Origin of the sequence: Umezawaea endophytica, assembly GCF_025061645.1 — a bacterium.
Taxonomy (GTDB): domain Bacteria; phylum Actinomycetota; class Actinomycetes; order Mycobacteriales; family Pseudonocardiaceae; genus Umezawaea; species Umezawaea endophytica.
Map to the genome: position 1 here is coordinate 155,273 of NZ_JANYMP010000012.1, position 18,894 is coordinate 174,166.

The 18,894-nt window shown below is 69.9% G+C and carries 18 protein-coding genes; 6 read left to right on the top strand and 12 right to left on the bottom strand.

Annotated features, from left to right (window positions below):
- Positions 1 to 13: 13 nt before the first annotated feature.
- On the bottom strand, positions 14 to 982 hold the full coding sequence (locus NZH93_RS24890) for a pyridoxal-phosphate dependent enzyme (protein ID WP_259625600.1): 969 nt from the start codon (positions 980 to 982) through the stop codon (positions 14 to 16).
- 284 nt (positions 983 to 1,266) lie between these two features.
- Here NZH93_RS24890 and NZH93_RS24895 point away from each other — a divergent pair, with 284 nt between their 5' ends.
- Entirely contained in the window at positions 1,267 to 2,010 is a 744-nt protein-coding gene (locus NZH93_RS24895) for an acyltransferase (RefSeq protein ID WP_259625601.1), read from the top strand.
- 228 nt (positions 2,011 to 2,238) lie between these two features.
- Here the strand turns inward: NZH93_RS24895 and NZH93_RS24900 are convergent, their stop codons facing one another.
- The 8 genes from NZH93_RS24900 to NZH93_RS24935 all read right to left on the bottom strand — a co-directional run bounded on the left by NZH93_RS24900 (position 2,239) and on the right by NZH93_RS24935 (position 11,296).
- Positions 2,239 to 3,321, bottom strand: coding sequence for an ABC transporter ATP-binding protein (locus NZH93_RS24900; RefSeq protein WP_259625602.1), 1,083 nt, complete (start codon positions 3,319 to 3,321; stop codon positions 2,239 to 2,241).
- Between the two features lie 4 nt (positions 3,322 to 3,325).
- Positions 3,326 to 5,050, bottom strand: coding sequence for an ABC transporter permease (locus tag NZH93_RS24905; protein ID WP_259625603.1), 1,725 nt, complete (start codon positions 5,048 to 5,050; stop codon positions 3,326 to 3,328).
- 13 nt (positions 5,051 to 5,063) lie between these two features.
- Entirely contained in the window at positions 5,064 to 6,095 is a 1,032-nt protein-coding gene (locus NZH93_RS24910; protein WP_259625604.1) for an ABC transporter substrate-binding protein, read from the bottom strand.
- Between the two features lie 117 nt (positions 6,096 to 6,212).
- A complete protein-coding gene (locus NZH93_RS24915) occupies positions 6,213 to 6,908 on the bottom strand; it encodes a response regulator (protein ID WP_259625605.1) in 696 nt (231 codons plus the stop codon).
- Entirely contained in the window at positions 6,905 to 7,780 is an 876-nt protein-coding gene (locus NZH93_RS24920; RefSeq protein ID WP_259625606.1) for a sensor histidine kinase, read from the bottom strand. The genes NZH93_RS24915 and NZH93_RS24920 overlap by 4 nt, the downstream gene beginning before the upstream one ends.
- 38 nt (positions 7,781 to 7,818) lie before the next feature.
- The gene (locus NZH93_RS24925) at positions 7,819 to 9,069 is read right to left on the bottom strand and encodes a glycosyltransferase family 4 protein (RefSeq protein WP_259625607.1); all 1,251 of its coding nucleotides are present in this window, start codon (positions 9,067 to 9,069) and stop codon (positions 7,819 to 7,821) included.
- A complete protein-coding gene (locus NZH93_RS24930; RefSeq protein ID WP_259625608.1) occupies positions 9,057 to 10,553 on the bottom strand; it encodes a 1,4-alpha-glucan branching protein domain-containing protein in 1,497 nt (498 codons plus the stop codon). The genes NZH93_RS24925 and NZH93_RS24930 overlap by 13 nt, the downstream gene beginning before the upstream one ends.
- Positions 10,550 to 11,296 (bottom strand): class I SAM-dependent methyltransferase, encoded by a 747-nt coding sequence (locus tag NZH93_RS24935; protein ID WP_259625609.1) that lies wholly within the window; start codon positions 11,294 to 11,296, stop codon positions 10,550 to 10,552. The genes NZH93_RS24930 and NZH93_RS24935 overlap by 4 nt, the downstream gene beginning before the upstream one ends.
- Before the next feature lie 337 nt (positions 11,297 to 11,633).
- On the opposite strand from NZH93_RS24935, the gene NZH93_RS24940 reads away from it, so the two are divergent.
- Genes NZH93_RS24940 through NZH93_RS24950 form a run of 3 tightly spaced genes read left to right on the top strand, consistent with a single transcriptional unit; the run spans position 11,634 to position 14,053 of the window.
- On the top strand, positions 11,634 to 12,608 hold the full coding sequence (locus NZH93_RS24940) for a coiled-coil domain-containing protein (RefSeq protein WP_259625610.1): 975 nt from the start codon (positions 11,634 to 11,636) through the stop codon (positions 12,606 to 12,608).
- 17 nt (positions 12,609 to 12,625) lie between these two features.
- Positions 12,626 to 13,201: an OmpA family protein gene (locus tag NZH93_RS24945; RefSeq protein WP_259625611.1), complete on the top strand. Its 576-nt coding sequence runs from the start codon at positions 12,626 to 12,628 to the stop codon at positions 13,199 to 13,201.
- Positions 13,202 to 13,210: 9 nt separating this feature from the next.
- A complete protein-coding gene (locus NZH93_RS24950) occupies positions 13,211 to 14,053 on the top strand; it encodes a hypothetical protein (RefSeq protein ID WP_259625612.1) in 843 nt (280 codons plus the stop codon).
- Positions 14,054 to 14,068: 15 nt separating this feature from the next.
- Here NZH93_RS24950 and NZH93_RS24955 read toward each other — a convergent pair whose 3' ends face one another.
- Together NZH93_RS24955 and NZH93_RS24960 are read right to left on the bottom strand one after the other, a co-directional pair.
- Positions 14,069 to 14,212, bottom strand: a complete 144-nt coding sequence (locus tag NZH93_RS24955) for a hypothetical protein (RefSeq protein WP_259625613.1) — start codon at positions 14,210 to 14,212, stop codon at positions 14,069 to 14,071.
- 82 nt (positions 14,213 to 14,294) lie between these two features.
- On the bottom strand, positions 14,295 to 15,137 hold the full coding sequence (locus tag NZH93_RS24960) for a DegV family protein (RefSeq protein ID WP_259625614.1): 843 nt from the start codon (positions 15,135 to 15,137) through the stop codon (positions 14,295 to 14,297).
- A 275-nt stretch (positions 15,138 to 15,412) separates the two neighbouring features.
- Here NZH93_RS24960 and NZH93_RS24965 point away from each other — a divergent pair, with 275 nt between their 5' ends.
- Both NZH93_RS24965 and NZH93_RS24970 read left to right on the top strand, forming a co-directional pair.
- Positions 15,413 to 16,195 (top strand): electron transfer flavoprotein subunit beta/FixA family protein, encoded by a 783-nt coding sequence (locus NZH93_RS24965; protein WP_259625615.1) that lies wholly within the window; start codon positions 15,413 to 15,415, stop codon positions 16,193 to 16,195.
- 14 nt (positions 16,196 to 16,209) lie between these two features.
- Complete coding sequence (locus tag NZH93_RS24970; RefSeq protein WP_259625616.1) at positions 16,210 to 17,166, top strand: electron transfer flavoprotein subunit alpha/FixB family protein; 957 nt, start codon at positions 16,210 to 16,212, stop codon at positions 17,164 to 17,166.
- A 276-nt stretch (positions 17,167 to 17,442) separates the two neighbouring features.
- Here NZH93_RS24970 and NZH93_RS50800 read toward each other — a convergent pair whose 3' ends face one another.
- Positions 17,443 to 18,852: an SNIPE associated domain-containing protein gene (locus NZH93_RS50800; protein ID WP_259625617.1), complete on the bottom strand. Its 1,410-nt coding sequence runs from the start codon at positions 18,850 to 18,852 to the stop codon at positions 17,443 to 17,445.
- Positions 18,853 to 18,894 lie beyond the last annotated feature (42 nt).

Sequence of the window (18,894 nt, forward strand, 5' to 3'; positions counted from 1 at the left end):
AGAATTCTTGTCGTCAAGCAGACAAGGCGCGGGCGTAGGCGTCAGGATCGGACGCTCCCTCCGTCGCTACGCAGAGCACCGAACGACCGGGTGTGCCGTCCGCCCGCCACGCCGCCAGCGTCGCCGCACCGCACTCGCCGATCGTCAGACCCGCGTCCGCCAGGTCGCGCATCGCCTGTGCCGCTTGGGCATCCGTGACGGTGATCGTCCCGGACAGACCGCGCAGCAGCGTCGGCCACGCCACCGCGGACGGGGTCGCGCAGTCCATTCCGGCCATCGACGTGCCGGGGGTGTCCACGGCGGCCATCCGGCCTACGACGATCGACGCGGTCACGCACGCGGCGGTGGCGGGTTCGACCGCGACGACCGCCGTTCCCGGTCGTTCGTGCACGGCCCAGCGGACCGCCGCCGCGGCCAGCGACCCGACCCCGGTCGGCACCAGCAGCACGTCGGCTGGCACGTCGATCTCCCGGAACAGCGTCGAGTACCCGTCGATCACCCACTCCGGCGGGCCGTCGGCGGGCTCCAGCGCCGTGTCGGCCACGAGCGCCGCCCCGTCCTGCTCGGCCAGCGCGACGGCGGCGTTGTAGTCGCCCTCCACCCTCACCACGTCCGCGCCCTCGGCGGCGATCAGGTCCGCCCGGCCCGCGCTCGTCACGGCGGGCAGGTAGATCCGGCAGCCGAGGCCGCGCTGCGCCGCCACGCGGGCGACCGCCCGGCCGTGGTTGCCCGCGCTGGCCGCGACCAGCACCCGCGTCCCAGGGTGCGCGCGCACCGTGCGCTCGACCGCCCAGGAGGCGCCGAGCACCTTGAACGCGGGCAGGCCGAACCGGTCCGACTCGTCCTTCAGCAGCACGTCGTCGAAGGCGCGGACCGGTGAGGGCCGGTAGCCGGGCAGGGCGTGGTGGAACTCCTGCACCTCGGGGCCGGCGGGCGGTGGCACCAGCTCGGGGCGGAAGTGCGGGTTGGGCGTGAACGTCATCGGCGGAAGCCCTTCGCGGTCGCGACGAGCGTGCTCGACCGTCCCTTTGAGACCGACCTGCTCGACCTCGGCGTGCGCGCCCTCGTCGGGAGGTCCAGTGTGCCCGGTCTCGGCCGGGGGTGTTCACGCGCACGCTGCTGCATGGTCCGAATCCTGTGGTCGGGTGCGGGGGAGCGCAAGCGGCGGTGTGGTCGACGGGTCGGGAGGAGGGCGGTCGACGGGTCGGGAGGAGTGCGGTCGAGTGGTCGGGAGGAGGGCGGTCGCATCGGCTACGGTCCTGTGCTGTGACCAGCATGTGGGGCTCGCCCGTAGCCGCGAAGTGGAGTCGTTCCCGTCGTGACCCGGCCCAGGCCCGGTTCCTGACGATGGCGTCGTTGCGGTGGATGCTCCGGCATCGCGCCTACACGCCCTGGTACCTGGTCCGGTACTGGCGGCTGCTGAAGTTCCGGATCGCGAATCCGCACATCGTGCTGCGGGGGATGGTGTTCCTGGGGAAGAAGGTCGACATCCACTGCCGTCCGGGGTACGGGCGGTTGGAGATCGGCCGGTGGGTGCACATCGGGGACGGCAACGCGATCAGGTGCCACGAGGGGTCGCTGCGGATCGGTGACAAGGCCGTGTTCGGGAAGGACAACACGGTCAACTGCTACCTGGACATCGAGATCGGGGCGGCCACGTTGGTGGCCGACTGGGTGTACATCTGCGATTTCGACCACGTGACGGCTGATGTGACCCTGCCTATCAAGGATCAGGGGATTGTGAAGTCGCCTGTGCGGATCGGGCCGGATACGTGGTTGGGGACGAAGGTGACGATCACTCGGGGGAGTGTGGTCGGGCGGGGGTGTGTGGTGGGGGCGCATGCTGTGGTGCGGGGTGAGGTGGCGGATTACAAGATCGCGGTGGGGATTCCTGCGAGGGTGGTCCGGGATCGGCGTGAGGATTATGAGGCGGATGCGGTTCGGCGGGCCGCTGTGGAGGACATGGCTCGGAAGGCTGCTGAGGCTTTGGAGAAGGCTCGGGAAGGGTGAGGGATTAGGGCGGATCGGAGGGTGGTGTTTCGCCCCGGTGCGCAATTGTTTCGATGTCCCGCCTGCTTTGTCAAGGCGGGAAAGATGCCTTGACAAAGCAGGCGGGACACGAAGGCGCTTGGGATCGGGGCGGTGGGGGAGGTCTGGGCGAAAACCTTGCGGATAGGTGCCGGTTGGTGGGTGGTTGGGTAGGGAAAGCTCAGGTGGTGAGGTCCAGGTAGCTGGTGGTCAGGATCTAGGTAGTAGGTAGGCGCGGGTTGGGTCGAATTCGACGGCTACCTTGGTTCCTTCCTCCAGTAGTTGGTCCACGTTTGGGTCTGCTACTGAGGCCAGGACTGTGCCGTGGTCGGTTTCCACCTCGTAGTCGACGCCTGAGCCCAGGTAGACGACGCTGCGCACTATGCCGGTTCCGCCCTCGGAAGTCGGGGTTACCGAAACCGACTCGGGCCGGACCATCAACACACCTCCACTTCCCAACCCGGGGTGCGTGGCCACGGAGGCCTCCTGGCCGAATACCCGTACACACCCCCGCCCATCCCGCACCGCGACCTCGGGAACAGGCAAAAAAGTTGCCCGTCCGATGAAGTTGCCCACGAAGACCGAGGCCGGTCGGGTGTAGACCTCGGTGGGGGTGGCTACCTGTTCGATCTTTCCTGCGTTCATCACCACGATGCGGTCCGACAGGCTCATGGCCTCTGCCTGGTCGTGGGTGACGTAGAGGCTCGTGATGCCCATCCGTCGTTGCAGCAGGCGGATCTCGCGGCGCATCTGTTCGCGGAACTTGGCGTCCAGGTTGGACAGCGGTTCGTCGAACAGCAGTACCGACGGTTGCATCACCATGGCGCGGGCCAGTGCTACGCGTTGTTGTTGGCCGCCGGAGAGTTGGTGGGGGAAACGTTCGCCTAGGCCGGTGAGGTTCATGCTGGTCAGGGCGATTTCTACGGATTCTTCCAACCTGCCCCGCCTGGTGCGGTCTATGCGCAGTCCGTAGGCCACGTTCTCGAAGACCGACAGGTGTGGGAACAGTGCGTAGCTCTGGAAGACCATGGCCATGGGGCGTTTGTTGGGTGGTAGGCGGAGCATGTCCGCGCCGTCCAGTTCGATGGTTCCGGACGTGGGGGTCTCGAAGCCGGCGACCATGCGCAGGGTGGTGGTCTTGCCGCAGCCGGATGGGCCCAGGAGGGTGAGGAATTCGCCTGCGCGTACGTCCAGGCTGACGCCGCCGACGGCCGGTCTGGCGGTGGGGTCGGTGTTCTCGTAGCGCTTCACCAGGTCGGTGAGCACGACGTGGCCCACGTGGTGATCGGGCATGGTCCTACTCCTTCACGGCGCCGACCAGCACGGGCGCTTCTGGGGTTGGAACGGCTCGGGCGCGGGCTGGGCCACGGTCGCGGATGGCTAGGCGTACCAGGCCGATCAGCGTGAGCACGATCGTCATCAGGACGCAGCAGTAGGCGAACGCGTTGCCGAAACGGCCGGCGTCCACCTCGGCGAGGATCTGCGAAGCCATGATCTTGGTGTCGGGGGTGGTGAGGAAGACGATCGGGGACAGGGTCGTCATGGAGCGGGCGATGGCGAACGTCAGGCCCGCCAGCAGTGCGGGTTTGATCAGCGGGAGCGTGATGCGGCGGAACGTGGTCGAGTCGTCGGCACCGAGGCTTGCCGACGCCTCGTCGATCGACGGGTGGATCTGGTGCAGGGAGCTGACTCCTGCCCGCACCGCGGCGGGCATGCTGCGGATCAGCAGGACGACGATGATGCCGACCGAGCCGCCGAGCACGGCCGCGCCGCCTACCAGTGACGGGATCACCGTGACGCCGCCCACCAGGTTCTCCGAGCGGAACGCCAGCACGAAGCCGATCCCGAGGACGGTGCCGGGCACGGCCACGCCGAGCATGGCGACGAAGTCGAGGACCGGGCCGACGCGCGGCAGCTTGCGCACGACCAGGTAGGCGATCAGCACCCCGAGCAGGCCTGCCAGGGGAGCGGCGACCACGGCCATCACGGTGGTGTCGACCATGGCCTCCGAGCCGATGCCGAAGAGCACGAAGTCGAAGTGCGCCAACGTGAACGCGTTGTTCACGCCGGGTACGGCGGTGAAGGCACCGAAGAGGATGGTGGCGTTGATCAGCACGATCACCAGCGCCACCAGGACGGCCACCGCGTAGGCGCACAGCGCGACCGGGCCGCGGTACGTCTGGGGCCTGCCGCTGGGTTTCCCGGTGACGCTGAAGACCTTCCGCCGGTCGATCCAGTACCGCTGGAGCAGGAACACCAGCACGGCGGGGACCATCAGCGACAGCGAGAACACCGCGCCGGACGCCACGTCGTACTCGCCGGTGATCGCGATGTAGGCCCGCGACGACAGGACGGTGAAGTCGCCGCCGAGCACCAGCGGGTTGGCCAGGTCGGCGATGGACTCGACGAACAGCAGCAGGAACCCGCTGGCGAGGCCGGGCAGCAGCATCGGCAGCGTCACGGTGAGGAACACCTTGGCGCGTCCGGCGCCGAGGCTGGTCGCGGCCTCGTCCAGCGACGGGTCCAGGCGCTGCATCATGCCGACGAGGGTCAGGTACACGACGGGGAAGAACGACAGCGCGAGCGCGATCGTCAGCCCGTCCAGGCCGTAGATGTCGTACGGCACCCCGAAGACGCCCTGGCTGATCACGCCGTTGCGGCCGAACAGCACGACCAGCGCGGTGGCGAGCGCGAACGGCGGGCTCACCACCGGCACGATGGCGATCACGTGCAGGACGCGCTTGAACGGCACGTCCAAGCGCGTCCGCACGAAGGCGAACAGGAACGCGAGCACCGTGCCGACCGCCGCGACGGACAGGCCGAGCACGACCGTGTTGACGACGATGCCCCGGTTGACCGACGAGCCGAGCAGCGATCCCGCCGCGTCCAGTCCCTCGGGCGACAACGCCGTGAGCAGCACCTGGAACACCGGGAAGAGCAGGCCGACACCCAGCACGGCGGTGACGACGACGAGCGAGACGGCGAGCGCCGGCTTCGAGCGGACGCGGTGGAGCACCGACATGTCGTACCCCGTCCTAGTTCGCGGGCGCCGTGGCGACGCCGGACTCGAACCGCTCGATCAGGCCGTTCTTGGCCTTGCCCGCGGCGGCGATGTCGTAGTCGACGAGCTTCACCGCGACCGGGTCGAACGCCTGCGGCGCGGGCGTGGCGTCGGGTGAGGTCGGGCGCTGGTAGGACTTCACCGTCGGGCCGATCTCCTGCGCCGTCGCGCTCGCCGCGTAGTCCACGTACGCCTTGGCGGCGTCGAGGTTCCGCGCGTTGGCGAGGACCCCGACCGCGCCGACCTCGTACCCCGTCCCCTCCTTCGGGAACGTGACGACCAACGACGTCGAGCCCTCCTCCTGGTACTTGACGCAGTCGTGCGAGAACACGACGCCGGTCGCGACCTCGCCGCGCCCGGCCATCTGCCCCGGAGCGCTGCCGCTCTTGCTGTACTGGAGGACGGACCTGCCGAAGTCCTGGAAGTACCGCAGTCCGGCCTCCTCACCGCCCTTCACCCGGACGAGCGTGTAGAGCGCGGTGTACGCGGTGCCGGACGTCGCCGGGTGCGCGATGGCGACCTGCTTCGCGAACCCCGGCGCCAGCAGGTCGTCCCACGACGTCGGCGCCTCCAGCCCGGCCTTGGCGAGCACGTCGCGGTTGGAGCAGAAGCCGAGCGCCCCGATGTACACGCCGGTCCAGTACCCGGCCGGGTCGCGGTACTTCGCCGGGATATTGCCGGTGGCGGCGGACGTGTAGGGCTGGAGCAGGCCCTGCTCCTTCGCGGCCTCGTAGCCGTCGGCCGGGCCGCCGTGCCAGACGTCGAACTCCGGGCTGTCCTTCGAGGCGCCGAACCTGGCGACGGCCTCGCCGCTGGACAGCCGGACGTAGTTGGCGGGGATGCCGGTCTTGGCGGTGAAGCCTGCGGTCATCTTCTGGCACCAGTCCTCGGCCGCGCCGCACGCGACGACGACCTCCTTGCCGGGACCGGACGCCTCGGGGGCGCGTTGGGAGCACGCGGTGGTGGTGAGCGCTAGAGCCGCGAGCACGGCCATCGTCTTGCGCATCGGAATCTCCCTGTCGAGATCTCCCCGGACTGCGTTGTCGGGGTTGATCGGAACGGTAGGGACCGGCGGCGGCCGGTGGCGTCACCGCGAGGTGATGCTTGGTGATGCCGCGGTTACCTACGAAGTCCAGGGCAGGATCCGGTAGCCCGCTCCGCGCACGGTCTCGATGTAGCGGGGGTGCGCGGACTCGTCGTGCAGCCTCAGCCGCAGCCGGTAGATCGCCGCCTTCACCATGTCGCGCCCACCCAGCCACTCGTCGGCCTCCCACACCTCCGCGAGCAGCTTCCGCCACGACACGACCTCGCCTGGCCGGGCGGCCAGCGCGGTGAGCAGCCGCCACTCCCGGTCGGTCAGCGCCACGGACCGGCCTCCCGCCGTGACGACCCGCGTCCGGGCGTCGAACCGCAGGTCGCCGACGGTCAGCGGTCCGGTCGCACGGGCCGACGTGCGGCGCAGCAGCGCGTTCACCCGCAGCGCCAGCACGCGCGGCTTGAACGGCTTCGCGACGTAGTCGTCCGCCCCCGCCTCCAGGCCCTCGATCATCTCGTCGTCGTCGGACCGGGAGGTCAGGATGAGCACCGGCAGCGACCCCGCCGCCCGGATCTCCCGGCACAGCGACATCCCGTCCAGGCCCGGCAGCCCGACGTCCAGCACCGCGATGTCGACACCGCCCGCCAGCCACGCCTCGCGGGCGCGCAGGCCGTCGTGGACGGTGAGGACCCGCAGGCCCTCCGTCTCCAGGATGAACGCCACCATGTCGGCCATCTGCGGCTCGTCCTCGGCGACCAGCGCGAGCGGGGCTTCGTCGGTCACGGGTTCCTCCTGTGCGGCAGCCGCAGCATGATCGTGGTCCCGCGCCGCGGCGTCGTGTCGACCAGCAGCCTGCCGCCGTGCAGCAGCGCGATCTGGCGGGTCAGCACCAGCCCGAGACCGGTGCCGTCGGCCAGCGGCGAGCCGGACACGAACGGCCGGAACAGCTTCTCCCGCGCCTCCGGCGTCATGCCCGCGCCGTCGTCGGTGACGCTGATGACCGCCGAGTCGTCGTTGCTGATCACCCGCAGCACGACCATGCCGCCGTTCGCGGTGAACCGCATCGCGTTCGTGCTCAGGTTGACGATGGCGCGGGTGATCAGCCGCTCGTCGGCGGTGACCACCGGCGGGAGCCGCGGCAGGTCGACGGTGATCCGCTGGTCGCGCTGCTCCGCCAGCGGCCGGAGCCCGCGGACCGCGTCCGCGACGACCCGGTTCAGGTCCACCGCCGCGAGCCGCGCGGTGAACGCCCCGGCCTCGATCCTGGCCTGCACCAGCAGGTCCTCGGCGATGGCGATGGTCTGGTCGGTCTGGTCGGAGATCGTCGTGAGGAACCGCCGCTGCCGGTCGTTGACCTCGCCGGGGGTGCCCTGGAGCAGCAGGTCGGCCGCGACCTTCACCATGGCCAGCGGGGTGCGCACGTCGTGGCTCACGGCCGCGACCAGGTCGGCGCGCGCGGTGGCCGTGCGACGGGCCTCGCCCAGTTCGGCGGACAGCGCCGCGAACCGGCGGTCGGACTCCCGGACGGCCAGCGCTGCCACGCCCGTCGGCAGCAGCACCGTCAACGCCGCCCAGACCGGGCCGACCAGGTCGACGAGCAGCGGTCCGGACAGCGCGGCGCACCCTACGGCTGCCAGCCACGGCCACTTGTTCACCGGGCCATCATGGATGCGCGGGCGGGGCTTTGGAGCGGTTAGACGAACATGTTGCCGGTCGCGATCTTCGGTCGTCCCAGCACCACCGGGGCACCCACGACGGCCGCCCGGTACACGTCCACCGTCCCGGCGGCGATCTTCGTCCAGTCGAAGTCCGTCGCCAGCCGCGCTTTCGCCGCGCGGGCCCGCCGCACCGCGCCGGGCCGGTCCGCCAGCACCGAGCGCACGGCCGTCCCGATCCCGTCGACGTCACCGGGGGTGAACGACAGCCCGGTGTCGCCGTCCCGCACGACCTCGCCGAGCCCGCCCGCCGTGGACGCGACCAGCGGCGTCCCCGCCGCGGCGGCCTCCAGTGCCACGATCCCGAACGGCTCGTACTTGCTCGGCAGCACCACGGCGTCGGCCGCGGCCAGCACCGCCGTCAGCTCCCGGTCGGACAGGTGGCCCACGAAGTCCACCGCTCGCCGCACCTTGTGCTTGCGCGACTGCTCGACGAGCCAGTCCGCGTGGCTGCCCTCGCCCGCGACGACCAGCCGGGTCCCGCGGTGGGTCCGCCGGATGCGGGGGAGCGCGGCCAGCAGGTCCTGCACGCCCTTCTCCCACTCCAGGCGGCCGAAGAACAGCAGCAGCGGGTCGCCGTGCGGGCTGTACCTCTTCCGCGCCGCGGCCACCTCGGCGGGCTTGACCTTCCAGCGTCGGGGCTCGATCCCGTTGTGCAGCACGGTGATCCCGCCCCGGTCGACGTCGAACAGGTGCGCCACCTCGGTGCGCATCGCGGCCGAGCAGGTGATCAGCGAGTCGGCCCGGTTCGCCAGCCACCACTCGACGGAGTGCACCTGCTGGTTCAACGTCTGCGACAGCCACCCGCTGTGCCGCCCGGCTTCCGTGGCGTGCACGGTCGCGACCAGCGGCACCTCGGCCGCCTCGGCGAGCGCGACGGCGGGGTGCGTCACCAGCCAGTCGTGCGCGTGCACCACGTCGGGCCGCCACTCCCGCAGCAGCGCCAGGCCCGCGCGGGTCATCGCGTGGCCCATGGCCAGCGTCCACGCCACCAGGTCGCGCTCGAACACCAGGTGCGCGGGGTCTTCGGCGACCCGGATCAGCCGCACCCCCTCGGACACCTCGTCCGTGGTGGGGTGGGTGATCGCGTCGCTGCCGGACGGCTGGCGGCACAGCACCACGACGTCGTGGCCCTGCGAGCCGAGCTGGGTCGCGACCGCGTGGACGTGCCTGCCGAGACCGCCGACGACGACCGGCGGGTATTCCCAGGACAACATCAACACGCGCATGAGACATCCTCGCACTTCGTGCACTTCGCCAGTCCCCTGGCGTCGAGGTGGCCGAACGGGCCGTCGAGCAGGCGCAGTTCGGCCGCCCGCGCGCCGTCCCGGCGTCGGGTGACCAGTTCGCGGAACCGCTCCGCGTGCACCTTCGCGCGGTAGCGGGCGTAGTCGGCCGCGGAGTTCTTGGTGATCATGAACGCCCAGTCGCTGGACAGCGCCAGCAGCGCTTCCCGCACGGCCTGGTCCAGCACGGGGTCCCGCACCGCGCCGTCGAAGTCGAGCGCCAGCAGTTCGCGCTGCACCTCGGCGTTGCCGTGGACGACGTCGGACACCTGCGGTCCGGCCCACGTGCCCCAGTCCTTGCCCGCGCCCCACGACGACGGCGGCAGGTCGACGCGCCCGCCGAGGTGCCCGGCCTCCAGCGCGCCGCGCAACGTCGTCACGCGCACCCCGGCGAGCGGCAGCGCCCGCAGCACGGCCTCCAGCCACGCCGGACCCTCGTGCCACCAGTGCCCGTACAGCTCGGTGTCGTACGCGGCCACGACGAGGCTCGGCCGTCCGTGCCGCTCCTTCAGGTCCCGCAGCCGTCGCACGACGGCGTCGACGAAGTCCGCCGCGTGCCGCTGCACCACGAGGGCCGCCGCGGCGGGCTCGTACGGCTCCTTGTCCTCGGGGGCCACGTCGACGCCCGTCACCCGCGACGGCTTGAGCCCGGTCGGGTGGTCGAAGGTGTGGAAGTCGCGGTACGCCGGGTCGCCGGGGTAGCCGACCTTCGGCGACCACACCCGGTACGACACCTCCAGGTCGCGGCCGAAGCAGACGACGTCCGAGTCGCCGACGGTCCGCGCGGCCGACGTGTCGCCGTCCAGCGACGGGCCGTCGACCATGAACCGCCGCACGCCCGCCGCCGCGTACCCCGTCTCCATGCCGGGCGCGTAACCGCACTCCGGTGCCCAGATGCCCTCCGGCGTGGAGCCGATCCGCAGCGCCGTGTCCTCCAGCCCGGTGCGCAGCGAGAAGGCGCGCAGCCGGGGGTCGAGCAGCGGCTGGAACGGGTGCGCGGCCGGGCCGCCGAGCAGTTCGACGGTGCCGGAGTCGACCAGCGGGCGCAGCAGCGGCGAGAACCCGTGCCGCCAGCGGGTCTCGAACCTCTCCAGCGCCCACGCGGACTGCCGGTGCTCGTAGGTGCTCAGGTCCGCCAGCCGCCGCCCGGCGTACTGGGCGCGGAGCTGCCAGTTGCCCAGCCAGTCGTGGACGCCGCGCAGGCTGTACGGGTCGTCGAGCTGCGCGGCCAGCACGGGGGTGACGCCGAGCGTGAGCACGTCCCGGCGGCCCTCGGCGGCGAACCGCTCCAGCAGGTCCACCACGGGCAGGTACGAGTGCGCCCACGCCTGGTACAGCCACTCCTCGCCGACCGGCCACCCGCCCTGGTGCGCGAGCCACGGCAGGTGGCTGTGCAGCACGAGGCAGAACGTGCCCTCGTCGGTCATGCGCGGACCGCCACGGCCACCAGGTCGAGGCTGGTGTCGAGGTCGGCGGGGGTGATGTCGAAGTCCTCGCCGCGCACGGACGTCACGGCGGCCAGCAGTTCGGGGGACCACTCGCCGCCGGACAGCACCACGTCCACCTGCGCGTCGATGATCGACCCGCCGAGCGCGGCGTCCAGCTCCAGCAGCCTCGGCCCGTGCCGCAGCCCGGTCAGCGACTCGATCCGCAGGCCCGGCACGTCCAGCAGCTCGTGCAGCTCGTCGGGCGCGAGTTCCCTGGTGTGGAACGGGTTGTGCGGTTTGTCGAGGCCCGGCGAGAACGTCAGCCGGTTCGGCGTGGTCATCAGCAGCCTGCCGCCGGGGCGCAGCACCCGCACGCACTCGGCGACGAACTCCTCCTGGTTCCACAGGTGTTCGATCACCTGGAGGTTCGCCACCACGTCCACGGCGCCCGTGCGCAGCGGCAGCGAGGCCAGGTTCCCGCGCACCACGGCGAGTTCGGGGTAGGCGGCGCCGACGTGCGCCGCGGTGAACGCGTCGTAGTCCAGCGCGACGACCCGCGCGGCCCGCTCGGCGATCAGCTTCGCGCCGTAGCCCTCGCCGCAGCCCGCTTCGAGCACGACGGCGTCCGCGCAGTGGCGCAGCAGGTCGAGGTAGGCCGCCTCGTGTCTGCGGAACCAGTAGTTCTCGACGTCGATACCGGGCACGGTCCGCTCACCGGTGAGAGGCAGGGGCGCTGGCGTCACCCGGCCAGAGTAGTGGCTCGTTACTCGCTGGTAGCAAGTCAGGTGCAGGTGACCCGGTGTATTCGCGATTAACTCGAATGAGATCCGCATTCCGTGCGATATCGGTCCAATTAACTACCCGCTGATGGCTCAGTGGTCCGAAAACTCTCCGTTAAATAGACACAATCGGGTGACCTGTCGCTGCCGGGTTTTGATCTTACGGAGCAGTGTTTACCCTGGTCGTCGGGTATGTGAGATCGGTTCGGCTCGGCGGGAACGGGCTCGAAGAGGCTGGTTGGTGGTAGGCCTCATCGGTACTCTCGGCCAATCTTCAACTAGGCGGGATGAGTGGTCAGCCATGGGTGCAAAAGAGCAGGAAGTTGTTCCGCTGCACGCGGGTTTCGACGTCGTGTACCGGGGTTTCCACCGACGCCAGGTGATCGAGCACATCGACAACCTGGAAGACCAGCTTCGCTACACCAGCATCGATCGCACCGAAGCCATGGCTCAAGCCGCTGACCTGCGCAAACTGCTGGAGATGACGCGCCAGGACCTGGAGGAGTCGCGCACGCGGGTCGAACGGCTGGAGATGTCGCCGTCCACGACCGCGGGCGCGACCGAGCGCCTGCACCGGATGCTGATGCTCGCCGAGGACGAGTCGGCCGAGCTGCGCATCAGGGCCGACCGCGAGGTCACGTCGCTGCGGCAGCGGACCGAGGTCGAACTGGCCGAGCTGCGCGCAGAGGTCGAGCGCGAGCTGGCCGAGCGGCGCGCGGAGGTCGAGGAGCAGTCGCGGCTGGCCCGCGAAGCCGCGGCCCGCCGCACCGCCGAGCTGGACCAGCGCGAGGTCGACCTGGAGCGCCGCGCCGCCGAGCAGGAGGCGCACCACGTCAAGCGCGCCGCCCAGGTCGAAGCCGAGTGCGTCGCCGCGATGGAGCAGGCCCAGCTCGACGCGGACATCCTGCTGGAGGAGACGGCCGAGCAGTGCAACAAGCTCGAAGCCGAGTCCGAGCAACGTCGGGAGAAGGCGCAGACGTTCTTCGACCTCACGATGACCCGCCGCCGCAACGAGTCCGCCCAGCACCTCGCCGAGCAGGAGTCCATGGCGAAGGCCAGGGGCGAGTTCGTCGTCAAGGTCGCCAGCCGGGAGGCGCAGCGGCGGATCGCGGAGATCCAGCAGCACGCGGAGGAGCTCCAGGAGCTGCGCCGCACCGTGGTCACCCAGCTCACCGCCGCCCGCAGCGCCCTCGCCGCCGCGGCCGACCGGGTGCCGGGGCTGATCCCGGAGCAGGTGTCCAGCAGTGAGAACGGCGCGCTCGCGTTGCGCGCCTGAACTCGGGAGTCCTCTACATGACCAGGAAACCGCGCTGGCTGCCGTTGGCGCTGGCGGCGCTCCTCGTGCCCGCGAGCGCGACGGCGTTCGCGTTCTCCGTGTACGGCGAGGAGCTGACGGAGGTGCTCCCGTTCTCCTCCCCGGCCCCCACGCCGGAGGTCGTGGCACCGCCGCCCACCATGGTCCTCATCCGCGTCCCCGTGCCCCCGCTGCCGCTCCCGCCCGCACCGCCGACGCCGGAAGCGGTGCAGTACCAGGTGAGCACGCTGTTCACGTCGAACGGCGTCAAGGGCATCACCTTCACGCCGGGCACCGCCGAGTTCACCGGTCCCGGCGAGGAGGTCCAGACGGGTGTGGGGAACCTGCTGTGGCGCACCGGGGGCGCGGCGATCACCCTCGTCTCCCACGCGTGGAACGGCGAGACGGCCTCGCACCGCTGCGACGTCCTCGCCATGGAGCGGGCGCAACTCGTGCGCGACTTCCTGATCAGCCGAGGCGTGCCCGTCGACGCCATCGAGACCAAGGTCATCGTCGATCCGGTGTGGGGGCCGCCCTCCGACGGCGGTCCCGCCGTCGACGTCCAGGTGAGTTGAGGGGCGGTCATGGCAGGCGCTGTCGCGTTCGTGTTCGGTCTGTGCGCGTTGTCGTTCGCCGCGGGCTGCGTGGTGACCGCCGTGATGCTGCGCAACCCGGACCCGGAGGAGGCCGCGCCGGAACCACCCGCACCACCGGAACCCGTCCCCGTCCCCGTTCCGCCGCTCCGGCTCCTCCTGCCCCCGGACGCCTTCGCCGAGAAACCGATCCACCGCAACCCCGTGGTCGGCCTCCCCGCGCTGGTCAAGCTGGACCACGACACCCCGACCCCGGACCCCACCTTCACCGGCGTCTTCGACCCACCACCCGCCCGCTTGCCGGTACCGGCGGACGAGGTGGCCGACCAGTCCCCGCCACCCGTCGAGGAGATGTCCTTCACCGCACTGCCGAACAACGGCCGCGCGAACTGGAGCCGAGTGGACCCGTGGACCGGCCGCTCGCTGTACGACGACCAAGCCCTCCTACTGGAAGCGGCCTGCACGCGTCAGCCAACGACAGAACCGCTCACCGACCCACCACCCGTCAGCGCGCCACCACTCCCGACCGCCCGCAACGGGGAACAGCGACCGATCACCGCGAACCTGGTCGCCCAACCCGAGTTATCGCCCACGACCGAGCCGGAACCCGAATTGGCGCCTCAAGCAGCGGAACCGGAGCCGGACACCATGTTCGTGTCGTGCTCCGGCCTGGTGACAGACCCCGAGCTCACCGCGGAAGCCGAACCGGTCGTGCCGGAACAAGGCGCGAACGCGCCCCTGGTCGTCCCGAAGCAGCACGTCGTCCCCAACGACGAGTTCCGCAAGCGCTACCTGCGCACCTTCGAAGCGGCCCGGCGCAGGTCGAACCACTAGCCCACCACCACCGAGTCACCGCTTGCGGAACTTGCGGAACATCTGCTGGGCCTGAGCGCGCTTGCGCGGGTCCTTCGCCATCTGCTTGGCCTGCTCGGTCACCCGCCGCCCCTGCGGGCTGCGCACGAACGCGGCGATCTTGCTGAACAGCGAAGCCATGGGATCCTCCAAAGGGGGTTTGTCCTACTGTGTCCCCTTTGCCGACGACCGCCAAACCTCTTGCGCCACCCGAGCACGTCACCTAGTACGGCGAGATGCTCACCCCGAGCGCACCGGGCCCGACGTGCGCGCCGATGGCGGAACTGACCTGGGTCACCATGTACTTCCGGGCGCCGGGGATCTTCTTCCGCAGTCGCCGCATGAGGTCGTGGGCGCGGTCCTCCGCGGCGAAGTGCTCGACCGCCACGTCGACCCTCTCCTCGCCCGCCTTCTTCGTCGCGATCTCCACCATCCGCTTGAGCGCCCGCTCGGTCCCCAGCACCTTGTCCAACGGCGTGATCTGCCCGTCGGTCATCGTGAGCAGCGGTTTCATCGACAGCGCGGTGCCGAGCATCGCCACGGCGGGACTGATCCGGCCGCCGCGCTTGAGGTATTCGAGCGTGTCCACGTAGATCAGCTCCGTGCCGCGCCGGAAGCTGTGCATCGCGGCCCCGATCACCTTCCGCGCGTCCCCGCCCCGCGCGGCGGCCTCGGCGGCGGCCAGCACGGCGTACCCGAGGCTCATCCCGCACGTCCCCGTGTCCACGACGTGGACGGGCACCCGGACCTGCTTGGCCGCGTTGCACGCGGTGTCGACGGTCCCCGACAGCCTGGACGACACGTGGATCGACACCACGGCCTCGGCCCCCGCGGCGCCCGCGTCCGCGTACGCCCAGTAGAAGGCCCCCGGATCGGGCGGGACGGTGGTGACCGAGAGTTCGCCGCGCATGGCGTTGACCATCGTCGAAACCGGGATGCGGGACTCGTCGTCGAGCTGGTCGCCGATGCGCACCTGGATCTGCGCGACGGTGATGCCCAGCTCGTCGGTCAACGCGGCCGGGAGGCACGCTGTCGAGTCCGTGACTATGGCGACACGCCGGTTCATGTAATCGGACCCTAGCCGCCGCGCCGGAGCAGCGGTTGGAGTCCGGATCTTAACCGATCAAGAGCCTTGCTGGCAGCACCGTGAGTACCGTCACGCTTGCAAGGTGCTTGCGGGCGTTTGCACCGCTGCTACTCACGGGTAACATAAAGGTGGTCGACACCACCATGCCAATGCGGCGAGGACATGGCAGGGTCGCGTTAATCCGGCGACCAGCGCGCCTCCCAGCAGTCGCCTAGTCACGTCGCCGCCCGTCCGCAGGAGGTCGAAGAGGACCTATGAACATTGTCGTCCTGGTCAAGCAGGTGCCTGACACCTGGTCCGAGCGCAAGCTCTCCGATGCCGACCACACCCTTGACCGCGAATCCGCGGACGCCGTCCTCGACGAGATCAACGAACGCGCGGTCGAAGAGGCACTGCTGCTCAAGGAAGCCCACGGCGGCGAGGTGACCGTCATCGCGATGGGTCCCGACCGCGCCACCGACGCGATCCGCAAGGCGCTCTCCATGGGCGCCGACAAGGCGGTGCACGTCAACGACGCGGCGCTGCACGGTTCGGACGTCTTCGGCACCGCCAAGGTGCTCGCGAAGGCGATCGGCACCGTCGAGGGCTTCGACCTCGTCATCGCGGGCAACGAGGCCACCGACGGCCGCATGGGCGCCGTGCCGGCGATCCTGGCCGAGTACCTCGGCCTGCCGCAGGTCACGCAGCTCCGCAAGCTGACCGTCGAGGGCACCACCGTCAAGGGCGAGCGCGAGACCGAGGAAGGTGTCGCGCACCTCGAGGCGACGCTGCCCGCGGTCGTGAGCGTCACCGAGAAGATCAACGAACCGCGGTACCCGTCCTTCAAGGGCATCATGGCCGCGAAGAAGAAGCCCGTCACCACGCTCACCGTCGCCGACCTCGGCGTCGACGCGGGCGAGGTGGGCTTGGGCGGAGCCTGGTCCGGTGTGATCGAGGCGTCCCCGAAGCCCCCGCGCACCGCGGGTCAGCGCATCGATGACGAGGGTGTCGGCGGCTCGAAGATCGCCGAGTACCTGGTCGGCCAGAAGCTCATCTGAAGGCGAGGAATCACATGTCCGAGGTACTAGTCCTCGTCGACCACGTCGACGGCGACGTCAAGAAGGTCACCTATGAGCTCCTCTCCGCCGCTCGCCGCCTGGGCGAGCCGTCGGCGGTGGTGGTAGCCGCCCCCGGCACCGCGGCCAAGGTCCGGGAATCCCTGGGCCGCTACGGCGCCGCCAAGGTCTACGCGGTCGAATCCGACGACGCGGTCAACTACCTGGTCACCCCGAAGGTCGACGCCCTGGCCACCATCGCGGGCACGGCCTCACCCGCCGCCATCCTCATCTCGGCCACCATCGAGGGCAAGGAAGTAGCAGGCAGGCTAGCCGCCCGCCTGGGCTCCGGCCTCCTGGTGGACGTGGTCGACATCGACGAGGACGGCACCGGCACCCAGTCAATCTTCGGCGGCGCCTTCGTGGTCAAGTCGAAGGTCAACACCGGCACCCCGATCATCACCGTCCGCCCCGGCGGCGTGGAGGCGACGGAAGCCGAGGGCGCGGCAGCGGAAGAGTCCGTGGAAATCTCGGTGGACACCGCAAAGGCCACCAAGGTCACCGGCCGCGAACAAATCGTGGGCGGCGACCGCCCAGAACTGACGGAAGCCTCGGTAGTAGTCTCAGGCGGCCGCGGCGTAGGCAGCGCCGAAAGCTTCGACGTAGTGGAAAAACTAGCGGACAGCCTAGGCGCAGCAGTAGGCGCCTCCCGCGCAGCGGTGGACTCCGGCTACTACCCCCACCAGTTCCAGGTGGGCCAAACCGGCAAAACGGTCTCCCCACAGCTCTACATCGCCCTGGGCATCTCCGGCGCCATCCAACACCGCGCAGGCATGCAAACCTCGAAGACCATCATCGCGGTCAACAAGGACAACGAAGCCCCCATCTTCGAAATCGCAGATTTCGGCGTAGTAGGCGACCTCTTCAACGTAGCCCCCCAGCTAACCGAAGAAGTAGCCAAGCGCAAGGGCTAAACACAAAGCACAACCGCACCACCACAGAACCGCCCAGCCCCCCCACCAAGGGAGCTGGGCGGTTCTCATGTCTTCCCTTGCCCAAAAAACCCAACCCCCCACAAACCGCACGCCGCCCACCAAACCGTGGCCGATTTTACTTGGGGGATTTGCCCCTTAAACTTGCGTCGGACGGCAGCTTCACCTCTGCCCTTTATTGTCCGACGAAGGGGCAAATCTAGGGGCCCCAAGTCAAATCGGCCACCCCACCTACAAAATCCGGCACCCACCCGACCCCTAAGGCGTACTAGCCCGCCACTCAGGCGCCTCAGGCCTCTCCACGAACTCCACCACCTCAACCCCCTCCATCCCCCTCAAAACCTCCAAAACCTCCCCCACCCCCACCCGAAAAAACTCCCGCCGCACATTGACCAAATTCACCCGCCGCCCAGCAAACCGCTCATGCAGCGCCTTCTCCAACCCCACTGCATCCTGACTGGGCAACATCACATGCACATCAAACCGAAACGGCACAGAAGCATCCCCCAACTCCCGCACCCGGTCATAGGGATCAAGCCGCCGAGTCATCCCGATCCCCACCACCCCATCCCCGAACGCCCCGATGTTGCTGATCACGTACACGTGCCCGGCACGAGCGTTCCCCGCCATCCCCTCGACGACCCCCCGCCCGGCCTCGACCTCCTCCAACCGCGACCGCAACGACAGCGCGGCCACCGACTCCCCGTCCCCCCGCCGCTCCAACGCGGCCAGGGAACTCTCCACGTGGGCCTTCTCCTTCTCCCACTTGGCCCGCGCCCGCTCGTAGTCCCGAGCCGCCGCGGCCTGCTCCTTCATGTCCAGCCGGAGGGCGAGCGCCTCTTCCTTCTCCGCCTCCACCTTCGCGCGGTAGTCGGCGGTCATCACGATCTCCGCGCACCTCAACCGGTGGTACCGCTCGTCGATCCGGATCTCCATCGACGACCCCAGCCGCGCGATCGTCTCGGAGATCTTCGTCAGCCTCTCCACCGAGTTCTGCCGGGACTGCGGTTTCACCGTCCGCACGCAGTTCTCGGCCTCCGTGTTGTACGCCCGCAGCAACAGCTTGGAGAAGTCGTCGACCATCTTCTTGCCCTCGATCGTCGACCCGTTGACCTGCCAGTTGGTCGTCGCCTGCACGGCGTTGCCGGTGCGCACGAACGCCTTCGTGTCCTCCTTGATCGCGGCGATCCGCTCCTTGTAGCCGACGGCGTTGTCCAACGGGTGCGCGTAGGCGTACACGCCCGCCGCCTGGAGCAGCGCCGTGTCGGAGGCGTTGATCAGCTCGTCGCGCACGGTCGCCAGTTCGGCACGGGCGCGCGACACCTGCGCCAGCACGTCCTGGAGCTGCGCCTCCATCATCCGAATCCGCTCGACCCGCGCCGAGTCGTCCACGATCCCGGCGACCGCCAGCGCTTCGCGCAACTGCGCGTTCTCGGCTTCGAGCGCCTTGCGGCGGCTGCCGAAGCCGTTCGGCGCCGGGGGCGGGATGACGGGCACCTTGATCCGGGGAACGGGAGCGGTCAGGTGCGCCTGGGCGACGGGACCCCAGAACTGCCAGCCCGCCGGGGCGGGGGGCCAGGAGGGGTCCGGGGCCCAGCCAGGGGGAGGCACCCAGCCCTGGGGTGGCCGAGGCCATCCCGGTGGTGGGCGGAACCGCCTGACCTCCACGTGGATTCTCCTTGCGTGTTCGGGTGGTGGACTCATCGAGGC

Coding starts and splice junctions, on each gene's coding strand:
- NZH93_RS24890 (WP_259625600.1), bottom strand. CDS start 982: ATGACGTTCACGCCCAACCCGCACTTCCGCCCCGAGCTGGTGCCACCG.
- NZH93_RS24900 (WP_259625602.1), bottom strand. CDS start 3,321: ATGCCCGATCACCACGTGGGCCACGTCGTGCTCACCGACCTGGTGAAG.
- NZH93_RS24905 (WP_259625603.1), bottom strand. CDS start 5,050: ATGTCGGTGCTCCACCGCGTCCGCTCGAAGCCGGCGCTCGCCGTCTCG.
- NZH93_RS24910 (WP_259625604.1), bottom strand. CDS start 6,095: ATGCGCAAGACGATGGCCGTGCTCGCGGCTCTAGCGCTCACCACCACC.
- NZH93_RS24925 (WP_259625607.1), bottom strand. CDS start 9,069: ATGCGCGTGTTGATGTTGTCCTGGGAATACCCGCCGGTCGTCGTCGGC.
- NZH93_RS24930 (WP_259625608.1), bottom strand. CDS start 10,553: ATGACCGACGAGGGCACGTTCTGCCTCGTGCTGCACAGCCACCTGCCG.
- NZH93_RS24940 (WP_259625610.1), top strand. CDS start 11,634: ATGGGTGCAAAAGAGCAGGAAGTTGTTCCGCTGCACGCGGGTTTCGAC.
- NZH93_RS24945 (WP_259625611.1), top strand. CDS start 12,626: ATGACCAGGAAACCGCGCTGGCTGCCGTTGGCGCTGGCGGCGCTCCTC.
- NZH93_RS24950 (WP_259625612.1), top strand. CDS start 13,211: ATGGCAGGCGCTGTCGCGTTCGTGTTCGGTCTGTGCGCGTTGTCGTTC.
- NZH93_RS24955 (WP_259625613.1), bottom strand. CDS start 14,212: ATGGCTTCGCTGTTCAGCAAGATCGCCGCGTTCGTGCGCAGCCCGCAG.
- NZH93_RS24960 (WP_259625614.1), bottom strand. CDS start 15,137: ATGAACCGGCGTGTCGCCATAGTCACGGACTCGACAGCGTGCCTCCCG.
- NZH93_RS24965 (WP_259625615.1), top strand. CDS start 15,413: ATGAACATTGTCGTCCTGGTCAAGCAGGTGCCTGACACCTGGTCCGAG.
- NZH93_RS24970 (WP_259625616.1), top strand. CDS start 16,210: ATGTCCGAGGTACTAGTCCTCGTCGACCACGTCGACGGCGACGTCAAG.